Consider the following 18,074-nt stretch of genomic DNA (forward strand, 5'->3'; position numbering starts at 1 on the left):
CACGGCCTCGGCCGTACACCACGTGAACGATGCGGAAGCGCCGTCCGATGATGAAAGCGCGGCGGAACAGGCCCTTGACCTGCTCGGGCGTGGCATTGGTGGCCACGTCGAAGTCCTTGGGGCGGTGCCCGAGGATCAGGTCGCGCACGGCTCCGCCGACGATATAGGCTTCGTAACCGGCGTCCTGCAGGGTTTCGACGACCTTGCGGGCACGGTCATCCACGAGCGCCGGGTCGATGCCGTGCTCGCTGGCGGGCACGTCCACGCGCTTGCCGGTGGGGATGCGGGGCGCCTTGGCGCTTTTGCCTCCTGAGGCGCCTGCGCGCTTGGCCGGGGCTTTACCCAGGATCTTGTCTATCAGGCTTTTGATCATGCAAACAGTCTAAGGATGCGCCAGCCACGTTCATGGGCGACGGCTTCCAGCGCAGGGCTGGGGTTGGTGGCCACCGGGTCGTTGGCGCGTTCCAGCAAAGGCAGGTCGTTGGGGGAGTCGCTGTAGAAGCTGACGCGATCGAAATCCGTCAACTGGCGACCCTGTTGAGCCAGCCATTGTTCCACACGTGTGATTTTGCCCTCTCGGAAGGACGGCACGCCATCGATATCGCCGGTCACGCGCCCCTGACTATCCCTGACGAGCTTCACTGCCAGCAGTTCGGACACGTCAAAGGCGTCGGCGATGGGACGCGTCACGAATTCGTTGGTGGCCGTGACGATGGCGATCAGATCGCCCTTGGCGCGGTGCTGCTCGACCAGTTCGATGGCTTGCGGCTTCATCGCCGGGAAGACGACTTCGTCCATGAAAGCCTGCTGCAGCGCCTGCTGGCCCGCCACATCCATCTCGCGCCAGATGCTGGTCGTGAACTGGATGTACTCGCCCAGCACCAGGGTGCCATTGCAGTACTGCTGGTAGAAGCCGTCGTTGCGCTGGCGGTACTCGACCGCGTCAGCCAGCCCTTGGCGGATCAGAAATTCACCGAACTCGTGATCGGAGTCCAACGGCAACAAAGTGTGGTCCAGATCAAACAGACAAAGGTTCATGCGGTCTCCAGGGCCAGCATTTGTTTCAACAGGGGCACGGTGACCTCGCGTTTTTCAGCCAGTGCGAAGCGGTCAAGCCGGTCCAGCAGGCTCATCAAAAAGCCCAGGTCACGGCTGTAGCGCGTGAGCAGGTAGCTCACCACGCCCTCATCCAGCGCAATGCCACGGCGAGCGGCCTCATGGTGCAAGGCGGCGCGCAGGCCACCTTCGTCCAGCAGGCTCAAGGCAAAGGTCAGACCCCAGCCAAGCCGGGTGCGCAGGTCATCGCGCACAGGCAGATCAATGGCTGGCACGCTGCCCGCCGCCAGAATGAGCAAAGGCCCGCTGCCGCGCTCGTCAAGCTGGCCGCTGGCCTGCGCCGCCAGCGAACTGGCCGATTCGATGAAGAGGTTGAAGGCCAGGTGCTGATGGTCTTCGCCCAGGCGTTCGCATTCGTCGATCACAGCCAGCGTGGGCATCATGGGATCGGGTGCGTCCCACATCTGGCAAGTTTGCGCATTCAGCCAGATCGCGCCAAAGCCCATCGACAAGGCCCGCTCGACCATGGCGCGCAGCAAATGTGTCTTGCCTGCGCCAGACGGGCCCCAGATGTAGGCGGGCGACACGGTGCCATCCACATGCGGCCAGGCACGCAGCCAGGCCATGAGCGCCTCGTTGCCACCCACGACGAAATCATCCAGGCCCTGCATGACAGCGGGCCCCAGGTCCAGCGGGATCTGGCGCATCGAGGTGCGTGGAGCCGGGCGCTCGGCCACGGTATCGAACATCGTCACGTCGCGGCCCTACTCACAAGCATTCTGGGCCAGGAAAAAGTCGCTGGCCTGGTAGGCACGCAGCAATCGGCGGCCCAGCAAGGTCAGAAAGGCTGCCATGGGCAAGGCCACAATCACGCCCCACAGCCCCATCCAACGGCCAAACAGCATCAGGGCCAGGATCACACCCAGAGGATGCAGGCCGATGCGTTCACCAACCAGGCGTGGCGTCAGGAAGAAGCTTTCGATCACCTGCCCCAGGCCATAGACCACCGCGATGGCCACCACAGGCGATGTGGCCTCAGCGTTGCCCACACCGAACTGCAGCAAGCCGGCCAGCGAGGCTAGCACCAGGCCCAGTCCGTAGCCAAGGTAAGGAATGCAAATGGCCAGGCCGGTGAACACCCCGATCGGCAACGCCAGATTGAAGCCAAACAGGCTCAGTCCAACGCTGTAATAAGCCGCCAGGATCAACATGACCAAGGCCTGGCCACGCAGGTATTGGCCCATCAACTCGTCGCACTCGGCCATGATGTCATGGGCCAGGGGGCGCCAGCGGCCAGGCAAGAGACCGCGGAATCGGCCCGTTAAAGACGCCCAATCCAGCAGCCAGTAGAACGCCAGCATGGGCACCAGCAAGGCCAGGCCGGCCAGCGTCATCAGGCTGCTGCCACCGATGAGGAGAGATGTCCAGAGCGTGCTGCTCCACTGCGCCGCATGGCTTTGAAGCAGCTTGACCAACTCGGCCTTGAGCGCGTCCACAGTAGTTGGCAGCTTGACGCCCCATTGGCTCAGCAGCGGCGCCACCTTGCCCCAGATCGCCACCAGCAGATCCGGCAACTGATCGCGCAAGGCCGGCACCAGTTGCGACACGATGGGCACCAGCAAAACGAGCAGCGTGGCCACGACCAGCGCCAGCAAGACCAGGCAAATCGCCACGGCCACCGCCCTGGGCACACGCCAGCCAACCAGTTTGTCCACCGCCGGATGCAGCGCATAGGCCAGCACCAGACTGATGACAAAAGGCGCCAGCACAGCGGCATGCCACCACAGCACGCCAGTCAAGGCAGCTGCAGCGAGCAGGCTCCAGATCGGTTTGAGGGGGTGGGCAGGCGCTTGGGTCATGGACGGGGGGATTTTATAGACCTCCCCGTCTCCTTGACGTCACAACGCAGATCAATTCTTGCGGCCGTAAACCGACACCCGCGCCGCCTCCAGGGCTTGCTCCAGTTTGATCTGGTCGCGCTGGCTCTCGGGTTTGGCCTGAAAATCAGCCAGGATGGCGGCCTCGCGGCGCTTGTATTCCTTCAACAGCCCCGCATCACGTGTCTGCTGCTCGGCGTCTGGCTGGGGCGCAGCAGCGTTCAAGGCGGTTTGCGCCTGCTCCACCTTCTGCTTGCGCAGTTCTTCGTTGGGCTCGAGATCGGCCCACAAGGCGGCCTCCAGCATGAGCGCCTCACCCATGGTCAACTCAGCTTGCTTCAGTCGATCCGGGATTTGTTCCAGCAAGCGCCTGGCCAATTGGTGACGCGTGCTCACGTCCGGGCTGTCCTGCAGGCTCTGCCACTGCTCGAAGCCCTTCTGGAAGCGCAGGTACTTCACCACCCGCTCCAGCTCGCTGCGCGGATTGGCGGTCTTGGACATCGCCTCCTTCAGCGCAGCCCAGTCTTCAGGTGTGAAATCAGACGGGCGCCCGTCTTCCATGATCCTGGGCGGCGCCAGCAAGGCCGAATCAACCCGTGCAGCGCCCTTGGGGGCCTCAGCTTTGACGGGAGGCACCGCCCTCGCGTCAGGCGGGGCCTCGGCCATCTGGGCCGCATGCGTCTGCCACCACCACGCTGCCACGCCCACACCACCACCCAGCACCATGGCCAGAACCCAGGTGCGCTGCCAGAGTTTGGGGTTTTCGTAAGTGATCATGGAAGAGGTGGCCTGCCAGCGGTTAACGGGAAGCAAACGAGATGCGCGGATTGTCCGCAAAGGATATCGCCTCTGATCATGGGACAAACCCCGGCGGGCGAACCAGCGTCACCTTGCCACTACACTTGCGCCCTGTTACGAGATGACTCACCAACGTAAAGCATGAACCTCTCCAGCCTCGACCCTCGCCTGCTTACCGCCATCGGCGCCGTCATCGCCTACCTGATTGGCTCCCTGTCGTTTGCAGTCATCGTCAGCCGCTTTTTTGGTCTGGCCGATCCGCGCAGCTATGGCTCGGGCAACCCCGGCGCCACCAATGTGCTGCGCTCGGGCAACAAGGCAGCCGCCATCCTGACGCTGCTTTTTGACGCCCTCAAAGGCTACATCCCGGTGCTCATTGCCCAGCACATGGGACTGGATAACCTCACCGTGACCGCAGTTGGCCTGGGCGCCTTCCTTGGTCACCTGTGGCCCGTCTTCTTCAAGTTCGAGGGTGGCAAAGGTGTGGCCACCGCAGCTGGCGTGTTGCTGGGCTTTTCGCCTGCACTGGGCGGCATGGTGCTGCTGGTGTGGCTGGCCATGGCTGTGGTATTCCGCTATTCCTCGCTGGCCGCCTTGACGGCATCACTGGCAGCGCCTCTTATTCAACTGCAGGCGCAAGGCTGGAGCCCTAGAGCCATGACCTTTGGCGTGGTCGTGATGAGCGCGCTGCTGATCTGGCGCCATGAGGCCAATATCCGCAAGTTGCTGGCCGGCCAGGAAAGCAAGCTGGGCCAGAAGGCCGCGCCGCCCAGCGCGCCATAAGCACCACGAGAACATGAACAAGCGCAGCAGCCCCGCCAACACCAGATCGCTCTGGTCTCTGGCCTTGCTGCTGGTGCTGATCGTGGGCGGCTCCAAGGCCTTCAACTGGTGGCAAGACACCCGTACAGCAGACCGCATCAAAGCCGGCCTGGGCCAACAGCGCATCACGCTCTACACGACGCAAACCTGCACCTTCTGCGTGGACGCCAAATTCTGGCTGCGCACGCACGGCATCACCTGGGATGAGTGCGATGTAGAACGCGACGCCAGCTGCAAGGCCACCTTCGAAGCGCAAGGTGCGCCAGGGACGCCAATCGTGCGCGTAGGCGGCCACTGGTACCTGGGCTTTGATCCCAACTGGATTGCCGAAGCGGTGATCGCACCGGCACCCGCCGGTTCAGGCCATCAAGCTGCGTCCAGCCCCAAAGCTGACACGTCGCCCCGCCCCTGACGGATCACCTGGGCCTCGCCTTGGCTGAGATCAATGATCGTCGTGGGCTCCATCTGACACGCACCTGCATCGACCACCGCCTTGATGCGCTTTTGCAGGGCCTCGCGAATCTCGCTGGCGTCGTTGAGCGGCTCTTCGTGATCCGGCAGGATCAAGGTGGTGGCCAGAAGAGGTTGGCCCATCAGCTCCAGCACAGCCTGCGTCACCTTGTGATCCGGCACGCGCAAGCCAATGGTGCGGCGGGACGGGTGTGACACACGCCTGGGCACTTCCTTGGTCGCCTCCAGGATGAAGGTGAACGGCCCTGGCGTGGCCAGCTTCAACAGGCGATATTGCCGGTTGTCCACCCGCGCATAGTTGGCCAGCTCGGACAGATCCCGGCACAGCAAGCTGAGGTGATGGCGCTCATCGACACCACGGATGCGGCGCAACTCATCCACGGCAGCCTTGTCGTCCAGATGGCAGACCAACGCGTAACTAGAGTCGGTCGGCAAGGCGACAACACCGCCGCGATGCAGGATGTCCACTGCCTGCTTGAGCAGTCGGACCTGAGGTTGTTCGGGGTGAACTTCAAAAAGTTGGGCCATAGCCCTCTAGCCTACAGCGCCCGCAAGCATCTGCAAGGGCTTTTCCTTATGGATGCAACACGCGACTGGCCAAGGCTTCCCACACTGGCGTGACACGCCCCGGCAGATCCGGCAAGGTGCCCAGATCGGTGTGGCTTTCGGCCGGATCGTGGAAATCCGAGCCACGAGAGGCCAACAAATCGAACTCCTGGGCCATGTCGGCGTACTTGCCATACTCGGCCACGGTGTGGCTGCCAGTCACGACCTCCACACCCTGCCCACCCAAGGCCTTGAATTCGGTGAACAAGACGAACTCTTCATTGGGTGTGAAGTCATAGCGGCCAGGGTGGGCGATCACGGCCACGCCACCAGCGCCCACAACCCAGGACACGGCATCCGACAGGCTGGCCCAGCGGTGCTCGACAAAGCCCGGCTTGCCTTCGGTCAGGTAGCGCTTGAACACCTCGTGCGGATCGCCGCAGACACCGATCTCGACCAGATAACGCGCAAAGTGCGTCCGGGAAATCAAGTCGGGGTTGCCAACGTATTTCAAGGCGCCATCGAAGGCGCCAGGAATGCCAGCGGCGGCCAGGCTGGCCGCCATGTCGCGGGCGCGACGCTCGCGCCCACCTCGTGTATCAGCAAGCCCCTGCACCATGGCCGGATCCTGGGGATCAAAGCCCAAACCCACGATGTGCACGGTCCTGCCAGCGAAGGTCACGGAGATTTCCACGCCCGGCAGATAGGACATGCCCAAAGCTGCTGCCGCCTGCCTGGCGCGTTGCTGTCCACCGATCTCGTCGTGATCCGTCAAGGCCCACAACTCGACGCCATTTCGATGGGCACGATCGGCCACATCCTCCGGAGACAAAGTCCCGTCAGAGACGTTGGAATGACAGTGCAGATCGGCGTTCACGGCGTTCATCAAATGCATGGCAGTGATGCTATCAAGCTCACACTTTGTTGGCAGTGATACCGCAATTAACCCCACCGAGGGCCGGAACGCATCTGCGATGCACCCCATGCCTGCAGGCAAGCCAGCGTCAACTCACGCACAAGTTGCTCGTTCACCGGTTGGCGATAGCGCACCTTGATGTGTCGCATCCCTTTGCCTGCGCCATCCAGTTCGGGGAATTCGCCCACCAGCATCACGCCATTGAAGACCTGAAGGTGAGCGTGCATCTTGTGCAGCACGATGGCCATGACGTTGTCGCCATCGTTCATGAAGCACAGATTGCCCCATTTCACTTCCGGACGCAGGTGTGGCGCGGCGGCCAGAATGGCTTTATGCATGGCCTGAGCGGTATCGCGCTGCTCGGGCCGGAGACTGTCATAAAACGCGTTGATCAACGCGGGGGACTGAAGTGGTCGGCGCATGGGGGTAGGCCCAAAAAATTTACTACAACGACACCAATGCACATTCGACACCCCCTCCCTGAAGCCTCAAGGCCTCCGTGTGAATGCACAGCCCTTTTTCATGACCACCTTCTGCTTTTGTACTTCTGGCAGGGATGACTGTCTTTTGACAGATCCGTTTCAGTGGGATCACGTACCGGACGCGCCGCCCTGACAGGCGTTTGTATTGCGCTCGATGTTTCTGCCCAGATTGTAACAGACCGTAATGAACAGCCGCCCCACCAAAATGGTGGATACATCTGTTATCGGCGGGTCTGACTCAGGTCTTAGGCAGGGTCACGCCCGTTTGGCCCTGATATTTGCCACCTCGATCACGGTAGCTGGTCTCACATACTTCGTCACTCTCGAAGAACAGCACCTGTGCGCAACCTTCGCCTGCATAAATCTTCGCGGGCAGCGGCGTGGTGTTGCTGAATTCGAGGGTGACGTAGCCTTCCCATTCGGGCTCGAAGGGCGTCACGTTGACGATGATGCCGCAGCGCGCGTAGGTGCTTTTCCCCAGGCAAATGGTCAGCACATTGCGAGGGATACGGAAATACTCGACGGTACGGGCCAGCGCAAAACTGTTGGGCGGAATGATGCAGACATCGCTGTTGATATCGACAAAACTCTTCTCGTCGAAATTCTTGGGATCGACCACCGTGGAGTGGATATTCGTGAAGACCTTGAATTCCGGGGCGCAGCGGATGTCGTAGCCATAACTGCTCGTGCCATAGCTCACGATTTTCTGGCCATCGGCTGCCGCGCGAACCTGGCCGGGCTCGAAGGGTTCGATCATGCCGTGCTCTTCGGCCATGCGGCGGATCCAGCGATCTGACTTGATGCTCATGAGATGAATGCTCCTGTGTGACAGGCGTGATTGTGCTTGATGTCGCACGCGTCGTTTCGGACAGCCTCCCCCCTATGCAAAGGCGTTGATGCAGATCGATGCGCTGCGCGCACCAAGGCCGGGCAAGCACCAGATTGGACCGCATTGTGCGTGTGCACACCCCCTGCGCATGCTGGCATGAATTTCGCTTACCCAGCACATGAGCCGGTGCACACATGACACCAGCCAATCGCTGAGGTACTACATGACATCCTTCAAGACCTTTCTCAAGGCCGGACATGGGCCAACCCTGTTCGCCGCATTCCTCTACTTTTCGTTCTCCTGCTGCATCTGGGTCCTTAACGGCGCCATGGCACCGTTCATCACGGAAGACCTGAAGCTGACCGCTGCCCAGAGGGGGCTGATGTTGTCGGTACCCATTTTTGCGGGGGCCTTCATGCGCTTCCCGCTGGGCATCCTGGCTCAGTACGTGGGGCGCAAACCCGCTACGCTGGTCGAGATGGTCATGATCGCGGTGGCGATGTTGTTTGGCTACTTCTTCGTGCACACCTTCAATGACTTGCTGGCCATGGGTGTGCTGCTGGGCATTGCCGGCGCCAGTTTCGGCGTGGCGCTGTCGCTGGGATCCGGCTGGTTCCCCCCCAAGCACAAGGGCCTGGCCATGGGCCTGGTGGGCGCAGGCAATGTCGGTACAGCCGTATCCGTGCTGGTTGCGCCACCACTGGCCATGAAGTTCGGTTGGCAGACTGTGTATGGCCTGGCGGCGATCGCCATCTGCCTGCCCATGATCGTGATGATCGTGTTTGCCAAGGAACCGCCTGACCGCGATGCCCACAGCACCTTCCGCGAGCACGTTGCCTGCCTGTTCGAAAAAGACGGCTGGGCCTTCAGCCTCATCTATGGCGTGACGTTCGGCGGCTTCATCGGCCTGACCTCCTTCCTGCCCAGCTACTACTACGATCAGTTCCACGTCAGCAAGGTGCAAGCCGGTCAGCTGACCATGCTGGCCGCTTTCATGGCTGCGGCGCTGCGCATCTTCGGTGGCTGGATCTCCGATCGCTGGGGCGGCGTCAACACACTGACCGTCGTGATCATCACGGTGGCCATTTCCCTGGTCTTGTGCGGCCTGGCTTCTGAATCGCTGACCGCCACCACGCTGCTGATGATGCTGTGCTTCGCAGCACTGGGTACCGGCAACGGCGCGGTGTTCCAGTTGGTGCCACTGCGTTGGCCCACCACGACGGCCATCGCCGGCTCCATGATCGGCGAGATCGGCGCGCTGGGCGGCGGCCTGGTTCCCAACGCCATGGGCCTGTCCAAGCAATACGGTGGCACTTACCTCTGGGGCTTCGTGACCATCGCCGTGCTGGCCGTGCTGTCACTGCTGATGATGCGCGTCATGCAGGTTCGCTGGACACGCACCTGGGCGGAAAAAGGCGGCCGCGCCCGCTCGCACACTGCTGCACCCGGCGCTTACGGCAAGACCGCAACAGCCGCCCGTTGAGCCCGGCAAAAGGGGCGCCGCCATCGCGCGCCCCATGTCTCGCCAGATCGACAAGACCATTTTCAATCAAACCGCCAGCCCAAAAGGTTGGCGTTGATCTGACCGTATCCCTGGTCAGCAGCCCTGGTGACATCTCGTCATGCCAGGGCTTTTTTTATGGTCCAGCGTGTCAGCCATGAGGCAAGAAGAGCAGCCAATAGGCCAGCAAGAAGTTGCACAACACCGAAACGGCCAGCGCGATCTTCCACATCGCTGCGGGATCGCGGGCCAGCAGCGGCGTTGACAAAGGCGCAGACAGCGGCCGTGATGCGCCACGCTCCAGCGCCAGCAGCAACTCTTCGGCTGTTTCAAAGCGCTGCCGCCGATCACGAGCCACTGCCTTCATCACAACGTGATCCAGCCAGATCGGCACATCGGGGCGCAAGCGGGAAGGCGCCCGGGGATCACGCCGGTAGCGCGCCACCTGATAGGGTTCGATCTCGCCGTAAGGCAAGCGACCGGTCAACCACTGGTACAGGGTCACGCCCAGCGCAAACAGATCGCTCTGCGCCGTGACACGCGCAAGCTCAGGGTCGTCCTCCCACTGTTCTGGGTTCATGTAGCTGGGGGTGCCGGCATGCAAGATGCGCACGCTTTCGGGCTCCTTGCCTGACAGGGCCACACCCAGATCAAGCAGACGCCATTGCCCATCATCACCCAGGTGGATGTTGTCGGGCTTGATGTCGCGGTGAATGACACCGAACTGGTGCAAGCGCCCCAATGCACGCACCACATTGGCAGCGGCGTCGACAACCTCTGTGACGGAGAATCGCTGCTGCGCCTGCTGCATGTCACCCAGCGTCTGGCCATCGTGCCAATCGAACAGGGCATAAAAGCTGGTGGCGCCCGGTAGTTCATGCACGCGCACCAGGCCGCGTGCGTCACGCTCAGTCACACGCGCGCCCAGCCAGGCCTCGTGCGCGAGCATGGCGCGCTCCTCCGGATCACTGGCGCGTGCTTCATGCAAGGTCTTGAGTGCCAGCACGGTGCCGTTGTCCTCGCGGCGAACCTTGTAGAGCCTGTGCACACCATTGGCGAAAACACAAGCCTCCACGCGCATGCCATCGATCAAATCGCCAACCTGCAACTTGTTCGGCACGGGGCGCTGCCGCGCCTGGCGCTCAGCGTCTTCCAGTCGAGCTGCCGCGAGCCCCTTCACGCGGATGACCAAAGCCGTGGCGTTATCTCGACCGTTGCTGGCCACAGCCTTGGCCACCAAGGCGTCGCTGGCCTCCTGCGCACTGCCCTGCCCGGCCAGGCTTTGCAGCACAGCATGCTTGAGCACGCCATGCACGCCATCGCTGGTCAGCACGAAGGTATCGCCGATCTGAACATCGCCCTCCAGATAGTCCACGCGCAAGGCGTCGTCCAGCCCGATGGCGCGGGTCAGGCCATTCTGGAACTCGAAAGGCCCCAAGGTGTGGTCTTGCGTCAAGGGCGTGCACTGCCCCGCACGCAGCAGGTACGCACGGGTGTCGCCCACGTGGGCCAGGGTGTAGCCATGCCCTCGAAGCACGATGGCCGTCAGCGTGGTCATACCGGCGGTGCCTCGGCCCTCAGGATCCTTCACGGCCTGCCGCCTGCGGTTATGGTCAGCCAGCCAGGCGTTTTGCGCAGCAATCAGGCGGTCCAGCGCCACGGTTGTGTCCCAGGTGGGTGGCGTGGCGTAGTAGTCGCGCAGCAGTGCCTCCACCGTGGTCTGCGCAGCCTCCCAACCCAACCCTCCCGCTGACACGCCGTCAGCCAGGGCCGCGATCACGCCCCACGCCTCCTCATGGGGCGCCGGCTGCCCTACGCCGGCATGGTCTTCCAGCACCGATCGAGGGCCTCGCAGGCTCGCGTAGCCCACATCGAGATCAAAGCTCATCCATGTCCTTCAGTTCTTTGCGGGCATTCGCACTGTTTGCGTGCGCCCTTTGATTTGCCTGCAGAAGGGACGCAAGTTCTGCGCCCGCAATCGGTGCGAGCGCACGCGCACGGCAGGCGATCACTTTGGTGCGCCCCTGAACCGTGCTGGCCCGCTTATTGCTGAGTGAAAGGCACAAAATTTCGATTCCCGCTGACGGAGCATTCGCATGAAGAAGATGAAACTGGTGATGGTGGGCAACGGCATGGCCGGTGTCCGCACGCTTGAAGAACTGCTGAAAGTTGCACCAGATCTGTATGAGATCACCGTCTTCGGCGCGGAGCCCCATCCCAATTACAACCGCATCTTGCTGTCACCCGTCCTGGCTGGCGAGCAAACACTGGAAGAGATCATTCTCAACCCACTGGACTGGTATGCCGAACACGGGATCAAGCTGCATGTCAACAAGAAGGTCGTCAGCGTAGACCGTACCCGCCGCGTCGTGACGGCCGAAGACGGCACCGAAGCCGAATACGACCGCCTGCTACTGGCCACAGGCTCCAACCCTTTCGTCCTGCCTGTTCCCGGCAAGGATTTGAAAGGCGTGATTGCCTACCGCGACATCGCCGACACCAACTACATGATCGAGACGGCCAGGACGCACAAGCATGCGGTCGTGATCGGCGGGGGGCTGCTGGGGCTTGAAGCTGCCAACGGGCTGATGCTGCGCGGCATGGAGGTCACTGTGGTGCACATCGCGCCCTGGCTGATGGAGCGCCAGCTCGATGAAGTCTCCGGCAAATTGCTGCAACGCTCGCTCGAAGAGCGCGGCCTGAAGTTCCGCATTGGTGCGCAGACCCAAGAGCTCGTTGGCGGTGAAGATGGGCGCGTCAAATCCGTCAAGTTCAAGGATGGCACCGAGGTTGCGGCCGATCTGGTGGTGATGGCAGCCGGCATCCGCCCCAATACCGAACTGGCCGAGAAAATCGGCATCCACTGCCATCGCGGCATCGTCGTCACGGACACCATGCAGACCGTCACGGATCCGCGTGTGTACTCCGTAGGTGAATGTGCCGCACACCGCGGGATCGCTTATGGCCTGGTTGCGCCCTTGTTCGAGCAAGGCAAGGTGTGTGCAAACCATCTGGCCTTGTTTGGCATTGGCCGCTACACGGGCTCGCAAACCTCGACCAAGCTCAAGGTCACGGGCATTGATCTGTTCTCGGCAGGTGACTTCATGGGTGGCGAAGGCACGGAAGAGATCGTGCTGTCCGACCCATTTGGTGGCGTCTACAAGAAACTGGTGCTCAGGGGCAACAAACTGGTCGGCGCGTGCATGTATGGCGACACAGTCGATGGCAGCTACTACTTCAAGCTGATCCGCGAAGGCACATGCATCAACGACAAGCGCGACAAGCTGATGTTTGGCGAATCCAACATCGGCGACGTCGGCCATGAAGGCCACAGCAAGGCTGCTGCGATGGCCGACACCGACGAGGTCTGTGGTTGCAATGGCGTGACCAAGGGCGCCGTCTGCAAGGCCATCAAGGAAAAAGGCCTGTTCACGGTGGATGAAGTGCGCAAGCACACCAAGGCCAGCGCGTCTTGTGGTTCTTGCACGGGCCTGGTCGAACAGTTGATCATGTTCACGGCAGGCGGTGATTATTCAGCCACGCCCAAGAAGAAGGCCATTTGTGGCTGTACCGATCTGAGCCATCAGGATGCCCGAGATGCCATCCGCGAGGAAAAACTGCTGACCATTGATGGCGTGTACAAGGCCAAAGGCTGGCGCACACCAAACGGTTGCGCTACCTGCCGCCCGGCCGTGAACTACTACCTGATCAGCACCTGGCCCAAGGAAGCGCAGGATGATCCACAAAGCCGCCTGATCAACGAGCGCAGCCACGCCAACATCCAGAAGGACGGCACCTACTCTGTCGTGCCGCGCATGTGGGCCGGCGAGACCACGGCCAACGAACTGCGCCGCATCGCAGACGCAGTTGACAAGTACCAGATCCCCACCGTGAAGGTCACGGGCGGCCAACGCATCGACCTGCTGGGCGTGAAGAAGGAAGACCTGGTCAATGTGTGGAAAGACATCGGCATGCCTTGTGGCCATGCCTATGCCAAGGCCCTGCGCACAGTCAAGACCTGCGTGGGCAGTGAGTGGTGCCGCTTCGGCACGCAAGACAGCACGCAGATGGGCAAGGACCTGGAACGCGCCATGTGGCGCATGTATGCCCCGCACAAGGTCAAGTTTGCCGTATCTGGCTGCCCCCGCAACTGCGCCGAAGCCGGCATCAAGGACGTCGGCATCATCGGTGTGGACTCCGGCTGGGAGATGTACATCGCTGGCAACGGCGGCATCAAAACAGAAGTCGCCCACTTCCTCACCAAACTCAAGACCGCCGAAGAAGTGTTGGAATACACCGGCGCCTTCATGCAGTTGTACCGCGAAGAAGGCTGGTATCTGGAGCGCACGTGCCACTACGTCAACCGGGTTGGCCTGGACCATGTGAAGCGCAAGATTCTGGAGGACCATGCCTACCGCAAATCGCTGTGGGCCAAGCTGCAGTTCTCACTGGATGGTGAGCCTGATCCCTGGTTCGAATTCGACAAGGCCAAGGTCGATACCCGTCAGTTCGAACCCCTCTCCATGTGATCCTCAAGATAGCCGGGCAGTATGCAGTCGAGTACGAATCGTCGTGAATGGATGAAGCAGAGCCTGACTCTGGGTGCAGGCATGGCACTGTTGCCGCAGGCTTGGGCGCAGATCAGCAGCCTGAACGAGGCCATCAACAAGGCCGGCAGGCAACGCATGCTGTCTCAACGCATGGCCAAAGCCTGGTTGGCCATTGGTCAGGGCGTTGATGTCAAACGCGCGGAGAAAGTGCTCTTCGACTCCATGGCCTGGTTCGATCGCCAGTTTGTAGAACTGAGAGCCTACGCACCCACCCCTGAGATTGAAGCGACCTACAAGGCGCTGGATCCCATCTGGAGTGATTACAAGGCAGCGTTGGTTGGCGCTCCGCCAGATCGCAGCGCAGCGCCTGTGCTGATGAGCCTGGACGGCAAAGTGTTGAAACTGGCCCATCAAGGCACCGTTCAACTTGAGCAGTACTCGGGCAAAGCCGTCGGCAAGCTGGTGAATGTGGCCGGGCGTCAGCGGATGTTATCGCAGCGAACAGCCAAGTTCTACCTCAGCCAATGCTGGGGCGCCGCCGTACCTGAACAGATCAAGGAGCTGAATGCCGCCCGACTGGAATTCACGCAGGCGCTTCAGACACTGATGGCTGCGCCGCAGGCCACATCGGCCATCAGGCAGGAGCTGGAACTGGCCCACCAGCAATGGATCTTCTTTGACAATGCCCTGTCCAGGGTCGGTGAACGAAGTGGTAGCAACCAGCACGCCAGCGAGGTGTTCACCAGCAGCGAGAACATCCTGCAAGTCATGGACAAGGTAACCGGCTTGTACAGCAAGCTGTCCTGATACCCTCGCCCAGGTTCGGTGGTCGCGCATCGGGCCTGGCAAAGCGGTTTGAACCGCATCGCTCTTTTGTTGAATGGAATGCGGCAGGCCATCTAGTCACCGCAACCCGCTGAGAAACCAAACAAATCGAGAATAGCCATGAGCCAATGGAAGCCCGTTTGCAACGTTGAAGACATACCCAAGCTGGGCGCTCGCCGTGTGCAGCGCAACAAGGGTTGCGAGGTGGCGGTATTCCGTGCGGCCGATGACCAGGTCTTTGCGCTCCTCGACCGTTGCCCGCACAAAGGCGGCCCCTTGTCTCAAGGCATTGTGTTTGGCCACAGCGTGGCGTGCCCTCTGCACAACTGGACCATCGGGCTGGCAAACGGCTGCGCCCAGGCTCCCGATGAAGGCTGCACGCCCAAGTTCAGCGTGAAGGTTGAAAACGGGCAGGTCTTCCTTGACGTGGCAGAACTCAACAGCCACGCACTCGACGACATCAAGGCAGCGGGGTGATCCAGTGAACAACTCCGTGATCCCCATCCACAACGCGGCCACTGACGCCCCCGCCACCCAAACGACACGCGCCACTTGCCCCTATTGCGGCACCGGCTGCGGCGTGTTGATCGAGTCCCGGCAAGGCCGCGTCATCAGCGTGCAAGGCGACCCCAAGCACCCCGCCAACTTCGGCAAACTGTGCACCAAAGGCAGCACGCTGCATCTGACCGCCGCCGACACGATCACGCAGCAAACCCGTTTGCTGGCCCCCATGCGCCGCGACCAACGTGGGCAAACTCCAGCGCCCATCGCCTGGGACACCGCCCTTGAAGAAGCCGCAGACAAGTTTGCTGCCATCATCCGCCAGCACGGCCCTGATGCTGTTGGCTTTTATGGATCCGGCCAACTGCTGACAGAGGACTACTACGTTCTCAACAAGCTGGCCAAGGGCCTGGTCGGCACCAACAACGTGGACACCAACTCACGCCTGTGCATGAGCAGTGCCGTGGCCGGATACAAGACCACACTGGGCAGCGATGCCCCACCAGCCTGCTACGAAGACTTCAATCACGCGCAGACCTTGTTCATCGTGGGCGCTAACACGGCATATGCCCACCCCATTCTGTTTCGCCGCATTGAAGAGGCCCGTCGCGCCAATCCGGCCATGAAGCTGATCGTGGCGGACCCTCGCCGCACGGAAACCGCCGACATGGCGGATCTCTTCCTGCAGATCTTGCCAGGTACCGATGTGGCGCTGTTCCACGGCATGCTCCATGTGCTGATGGCCGATGGCCTGATCGACATGGCCTATGTGAACAAGCACACACAGGGATTTGATGCGCTGCAAGCCATCGTTCAGGACTTCACACCCGACGTGGTGGCGAGCACCTGCGGTATCCCTGTGGCAGACCTCATCCAGGCCGCACGCTGGTTCGGGGAGCAGACACCCACCTTGTCGCTTTACTGCCAGGGGCTTAACCAGAGCAGCAGCGGCACCGACAAGAACGCGGCCCTGATCAACCTGCATCTGGCCACCGGGCAAATCGGCATCCCTGGCGCGGGCCCCTTCTCGCTCACGGGCCAGCCCAATGCCATGGGTGGGCGCGAGGTCGGGGGCATGTCCAACCTCTTGAGCGCCCACCGCGACCTGGCCAACCCTGCGCACCGCGCTGAAGTGGCAGCCCTGTGGGGTGTGGATGAAGTGCCTTCTCAGCCGGGCAAGACCGCGGTCGAGATGTTCGAAGCGGCAGCAAGGGGTGAGATCAAGGCACTGTGGATCGCCTGCACCAACCCCGCTCAATCCCTGCCTGACCAGGCCACTGTGCGCAAGGCCCTAGCCAAAGCCGAGTTCGTGGTGGTGCAAGAAGCCTTTGGCACCACGGCCACCTGCGCCTTCGCCGACATCCTGCTGCCTGCGACCACCTGGGGTGAAAAGGATGGCACCGTCACCAACAGCGAACGCCGCATCAGCCGCGTCAAGGCTGCCGTGCAGCCATCAGGCGAAGCACGCCACGATTGGGCCATCCTGTCCGATTTCGGACGCAGGCTGGAAAAGCGCCTGACCCAGCGCACGGCGCATTACCTGCCAGGTGTAGACACGCTCTTCCCCTATGACGCGCCTGAAGCAATCTGGAACGAGCACCGCGAATCCACACGCGGCCGTGACCTGGACATCACCGGCCTGAGCTACCCCCTCCTGGAAAACGTAGGGCCTCAACAGTGGCCCATGCCAGAAGGTGCCAGCACAGGGCAAGCCCGACTGTATGCCGATGGCATCTTCCCGACAGAAGATGGCAAAGCGCGATTCGCTGCCTGCCGCTACGAGCCAGTGAGTGAGCAACGCGATCAACGCTACCCTTTCAGCCTCAACACGGGCCGCCTGCGCGATCAATGGCACGGCATGAGCCGCACAGGCACCTTGGGGCGCCTGTTCGGCCATGTCAGCGAACCCGCCGTGGATCTGCATCCCGCCGACATGGCCCGCATGGGCCTGCAAGCCGGCGATCTGGTTCAGGTGGCGTCACGCCGTGGTCAGATGGTGATCCCGGCGCAGCCCAGCGACACCATCGCCCCCATGCAGGCCTTCATCGCCATGCACTGGGGAGAGGAATACCTCAGTGGCCTGGACAACCAAGGGCAAGCTGTGAGCGGCGTGAACGCGCTGACTGTCCCGGCCTTCTGTCCCAAGTCCAAGCAGCCAGAACTCAAGCATGCCGCGATCAAGATCACACCAGCCAAGCTGCCATGGCGCTTGCTGGCCGTAGCATGGTTGCCGGAGGCCGAAGCGCTGGCTGTACGGGAAGCGCTCAAGCCCCTGATGGCCGCCTTCGCTTTCACCAGTTGCGTGCCCTTTGGTCGTGAGCCTCATGAGAAGGGCAAGGTTGGCGTGCTGTTCCGTGCCGCAAGCATGGAGGCAGCCAGCACGGAGGTCATCGCCCGCATCGAGGCGTTGATGGGCGTTGAAGGTGTGGACGTGCTGCGCTATCAGGACAAGCACCGAGGTCAACGCCGGGCCATGCGCATGGAACGCAGCGAGGAAGGGCTCAAGCTGGCTGCCTTCGTCCTGGCTGGCGATATCAGCGCTGAAGCCTGGATTCGTCCTCTGCTGCAAGATGAGTTGGTGGCTGATGCCTACGGACGCGCTTTGCTGTCGCCCGGTGCCACCCCGCCTGTGGCCATCGAGTCAAAGGGCAAGCAGGTTTGCACCTGCTTCAACGTGACCGAGCCCGCCATCATCGCCACGCTGGGTACCTGCCAAGGCAATACCGACGCCCGACTGCAGCAACTGCAAGGCGCGCTCAAATGCGGCACCAACTGTGGTTCGTGCATCCCAGCGCTGCGCCAACTCGTCAAGCTGCACCCGGCCACGGCCTCGGCTACTTGACACCGCCGCGCTCGCGTCCACGTCTCAAAGGATAATCAAGCCTCAAGACGTGGACACA

At 61.9% G+C, this 18,074-nt stretch carries 16 protein-coding genes and 1 pseudogene; 7 read left to right on the top strand and 10 right to left on the bottom strand.

Annotated features, from left to right (window positions below; all coding sequences use genetic code 11):
• From EPO09_RS07625 to EPO09_RS07645, 5 genes and pseudogenes are all read right to left on the bottom strand, one after another.
• A pseudogene (locus tag EPO09_RS07625) lies at positions 1-373 on the bottom strand (polynucleotide adenylyltransferase PcnB); the annotation flags it as partial.
• Positions 370-1,038 carry an HAD family phosphatase gene (locus EPO09_RS07630; protein ID WP_290641797.1) on the bottom strand — a complete coding sequence of 223 codons (669 nt, stop codon included), beginning with the start codon at positions 1,036-1,038 and terminating at the stop codon, positions 370-372. The gene EPO09_RS07630 and the pseudogene EPO09_RS07625, both read right to left, overlap by 4 nt.
• Positions 1,035-1,805 carry a DnaA/Hda family protein gene (locus EPO09_RS07635; RefSeq protein ID WP_290641836.1) on the bottom strand — a complete coding sequence of 257 codons (771 nt, stop codon included), beginning with the start codon at positions 1,803-1,805 and terminating at the stop codon, positions 1,035-1,037. Before EPO09_RS07635 ends, EPO09_RS07630 begins: the two co-directional genes overlap by 4 nt.
• Before the next feature lie 15 nt (positions 1,806-1,820).
• Positions 1,821-2,915 carry an AI-2E family transporter gene (locus tag EPO09_RS07640; RefSeq protein ID WP_290641799.1) on the bottom strand — a complete coding sequence of 365 codons (1,095 nt, stop codon included), beginning with the start codon at positions 2,913-2,915 and terminating at the stop codon, positions 1,821-1,823.
• A 51-nt stretch (positions 2,916-2,966) separates the two neighbouring features.
• On the bottom strand, positions 2,967-3,710 hold the full coding sequence (locus tag EPO09_RS07645) for a hypothetical protein (RefSeq protein ID WP_290641801.1): 744 nt from the start codon (positions 3,708-3,710) through the stop codon (positions 2,967-2,969).
• A gap of 162 nt (positions 3,711-3,872) precedes the next feature.
• On the opposite strand from EPO09_RS07645, the gene plsY reads away from it, so the two are divergent.
• Positions 3,873-4,514 carry a glycerol-3-phosphate 1-O-acyltransferase PlsY gene (gene plsY, locus EPO09_RS07650; RefSeq protein WP_290641803.1) on the top strand — a complete coding sequence of 214 codons (642 nt, stop codon included), beginning with the start codon at positions 3,873-3,875 and terminating at the stop codon, positions 4,512-4,514.
• A 13-nt stretch (positions 4,515-4,527) separates the two neighbouring features.
• On the top strand, positions 4,528-4,965 hold the full coding sequence (locus EPO09_RS07655) for a glutaredoxin domain-containing protein (RefSeq protein WP_290641805.1): 438 nt from the start codon (positions 4,528-4,530) through the stop codon (positions 4,963-4,965).
• Here EPO09_RS07655 and EPO09_RS07660 read toward each other — a convergent pair.
• The 4 genes from EPO09_RS07660 to dcd all read right to left on the bottom strand — a co-directional run bounded on the left by EPO09_RS07660 (position 4,920) and on the right by dcd (position 7,776).
• Complete coding sequence (locus EPO09_RS07660) at positions 4,920-5,552, bottom strand: L-threonylcarbamoyladenylate synthase (RefSeq protein ID WP_290641807.1); 633 nt, start codon at positions 5,550-5,552, stop codon at positions 4,920-4,922. The two genes, EPO09_RS07655 and EPO09_RS07660, sit on opposite strands and share 46 nt — an antisense overlap.
• A gap of 46 nt (positions 5,553-5,598) precedes the next feature.
• Positions 5,599-6,465, bottom strand: a complete 867-nt coding sequence (locus EPO09_RS07665) for a 3',5'-nucleoside bisphosphate phosphatase (protein ID WP_290641809.1) — start codon at positions 6,463-6,465, stop codon at positions 5,599-5,601.
• Between the two features lie 47 nt (positions 6,466-6,512).
• Positions 6,513-6,908, bottom strand: a complete 396-nt coding sequence (locus tag EPO09_RS07670; protein ID WP_290641811.1) for an iron chaperone — start codon at positions 6,906-6,908, stop codon at positions 6,513-6,515.
• A gap of 298 nt (positions 6,909-7,206) precedes the next feature.
• The gene (dcd, locus tag EPO09_RS07675; RefSeq protein WP_290641812.1) at positions 7,207-7,776 is read right to left on the bottom strand and encodes a dCTP deaminase; all 570 of its coding nucleotides are present in this window, start codon (positions 7,774-7,776) and stop codon (positions 7,207-7,209) included.
• A 244-nt stretch (positions 7,777-8,020) separates the two neighbouring features.
• On the opposite strand from dcd, the gene EPO09_RS07680 reads away from it, so the two are divergent.
• Entirely contained in the window at positions 8,021-9,280 is a 1,260-nt protein-coding gene (locus EPO09_RS07680) for a nitrate/nitrite transporter (protein WP_290641814.1), read from the top strand.
• 169 nt (positions 9,281-9,449) lie between these two features.
• On the opposite strand, the gene EPO09_RS07685 is transcribed toward EPO09_RS07680, so the two are convergent.
• A complete protein-coding gene (locus EPO09_RS07685; RefSeq protein ID WP_290641816.1) occupies positions 9,450-11,186 on the bottom strand; it encodes a bifunctional protein-serine/threonine kinase/phosphatase in 1,737 nt (578 codons plus the stop codon).
• A gap of 208 nt (positions 11,187-11,394) precedes the next feature.
• Between EPO09_RS07685 and nirB the strand changes: the two genes are divergently transcribed.
• The 4 genes from nirB (at position 11,395) to EPO09_RS07705 (ending at position 18,016) form a co-directional block, all read left to right on the top strand.
• Positions 11,395-13,827 (top strand): nitrite reductase large subunit NirB, encoded by a 2,433-nt coding sequence (gene nirB, locus EPO09_RS07690; RefSeq protein WP_290641818.1) that lies wholly within the window; start codon positions 11,395-11,397, stop codon positions 13,825-13,827.
• Positions 13,828-13,878: 51 nt separating this feature from the next.
• The gene (locus tag EPO09_RS07695) at positions 13,879-14,655 is read left to right on the top strand and encodes a type IV pili methyl-accepting chemotaxis transducer N-terminal domain-containing protein (protein WP_290641819.1); all 777 of its coding nucleotides are present in this window, start codon (positions 13,879-13,881) and stop codon (positions 14,653-14,655) included.
• Positions 14,656-14,793: 138 nt separating this feature from the next.
• Positions 14,794-15,150, top strand: coding sequence for a nitrite reductase small subunit NirD (gene nirD, locus EPO09_RS07700; protein WP_290641821.1), 357 nt, complete (start codon positions 14,794-14,796; stop codon positions 15,148-15,150).
• Between the two features lie 4 nt (positions 15,151-15,154).
• The gene (locus EPO09_RS07705; protein WP_290641823.1) at positions 15,155-18,016 is read left to right on the top strand and encodes a nitrate reductase; all 2,862 of its coding nucleotides are present in this window, start codon (positions 15,155-15,157) and stop codon (positions 18,014-18,016) included.
• Positions 18,017-18,074: the final 58 nt, after the last annotated feature.

It is taken from the genome of Aquabacterium sp. (assembly GCF_004297345.1).
In the GTDB taxonomy this organism is placed as follows: domain Bacteria; phylum Pseudomonadota; class Gammaproteobacteria; order Burkholderiales; family Burkholderiaceae_C; genus Aquabacterium.

What these genes read in the sequence shown, in the direction of transcription:
- EPO09_RS07680 (WP_290641814.1), top strand. Translation starts at nt 8,021, where the DNA reads ATGACATCCTTCAAGACCTTTCTCAAGGCCGGACATGGGCCAACCCTG.
- nirD (WP_290641821.1), top strand. Translation starts at nt 14,794, where the DNA reads ATGAGCCAATGGAAGCCCGTTTGCAACGTTGAAGACATACCCAAGCTG.
- plsY (WP_290641803.1), top strand. Translation starts at nt 3,873, where the DNA reads ATGAACCTCTCCAGCCTCGACCCTCGCCTGCTTACCGCCATCGGCGCC.
- EPO09_RS07630 (WP_290641797.1), bottom strand. Translation starts at nt 1,038, where the DNA reads ATGAACCTTTGTCTGTTTGATCTGGACCACACTTTGTTGCCGTTGGAC.
- EPO09_RS07640 (WP_290641799.1), bottom strand. Translation starts at nt 2,915, where the DNA reads ATGACCCAAGCGCCTGCCCACCCCCTCAAACCGATCTGGAGCCTGCTC.
- EPO09_RS07670 (WP_290641811.1), bottom strand. Translation starts at nt 6,908, where the DNA reads ATGCGCCGACCACTTCAGTCCCCCGCGTTGATCAACGCGTTTTATGAC.
- EPO09_RS07635 (WP_290641836.1), bottom strand. Translation starts at nt 1,805, where the DNA reads ATGTTCGATACCGTGGCCGAGCGCCCGGCTCCACGCACCTCGATGCGC.
- EPO09_RS07645 (WP_290641801.1), bottom strand. Translation starts at nt 3,710, where the DNA reads ATGATCACTTACGAAAACCCCAAACTCTGGCAGCGCACCTGGGTTCTG.
- EPO09_RS07655 (WP_290641805.1), top strand. Translation starts at nt 4,528, where the DNA reads ATGAACAAGCGCAGCAGCCCCGCCAACACCAGATCGCTCTGGTCTCTG.
- dcd (WP_290641812.1), bottom strand. Translation starts at nt 7,776, where the DNA reads ATGAGCATCAAGTCAGATCGCTGGATCCGCCGCATGGCCGAAGAGCAC.
- nirB (WP_290641818.1), top strand. Translation starts at nt 11,395, where the DNA reads ATGAAGAAGATGAAACTGGTGATGGTGGGCAACGGCATGGCCGGTGTC.
- EPO09_RS07685 (WP_290641816.1), bottom strand. Translation starts at nt 11,186, where the DNA reads ATGAGCTTTGATCTCGATGTGGGCTACGCGAGCCTGCGAGGCCCTCGA.
- EPO09_RS07665 (WP_290641809.1), bottom strand. Translation starts at nt 6,465, where the DNA reads ATGCATTTGATGAACGCCGTGAACGCCGATCTGCACTGTCATTCCAAC.
- EPO09_RS07695 (WP_290641819.1), top strand. Translation starts at nt 13,879, where the DNA reads ATGAAGCAGAGCCTGACTCTGGGTGCAGGCATGGCACTGTTGCCGCAG.
- EPO09_RS07660 (WP_290641807.1), bottom strand. Translation starts at nt 5,552, where the DNA reads ATGGCCCAACTTTTTGAAGTTCACCCCGAACAACCTCAGGTCCGACTG.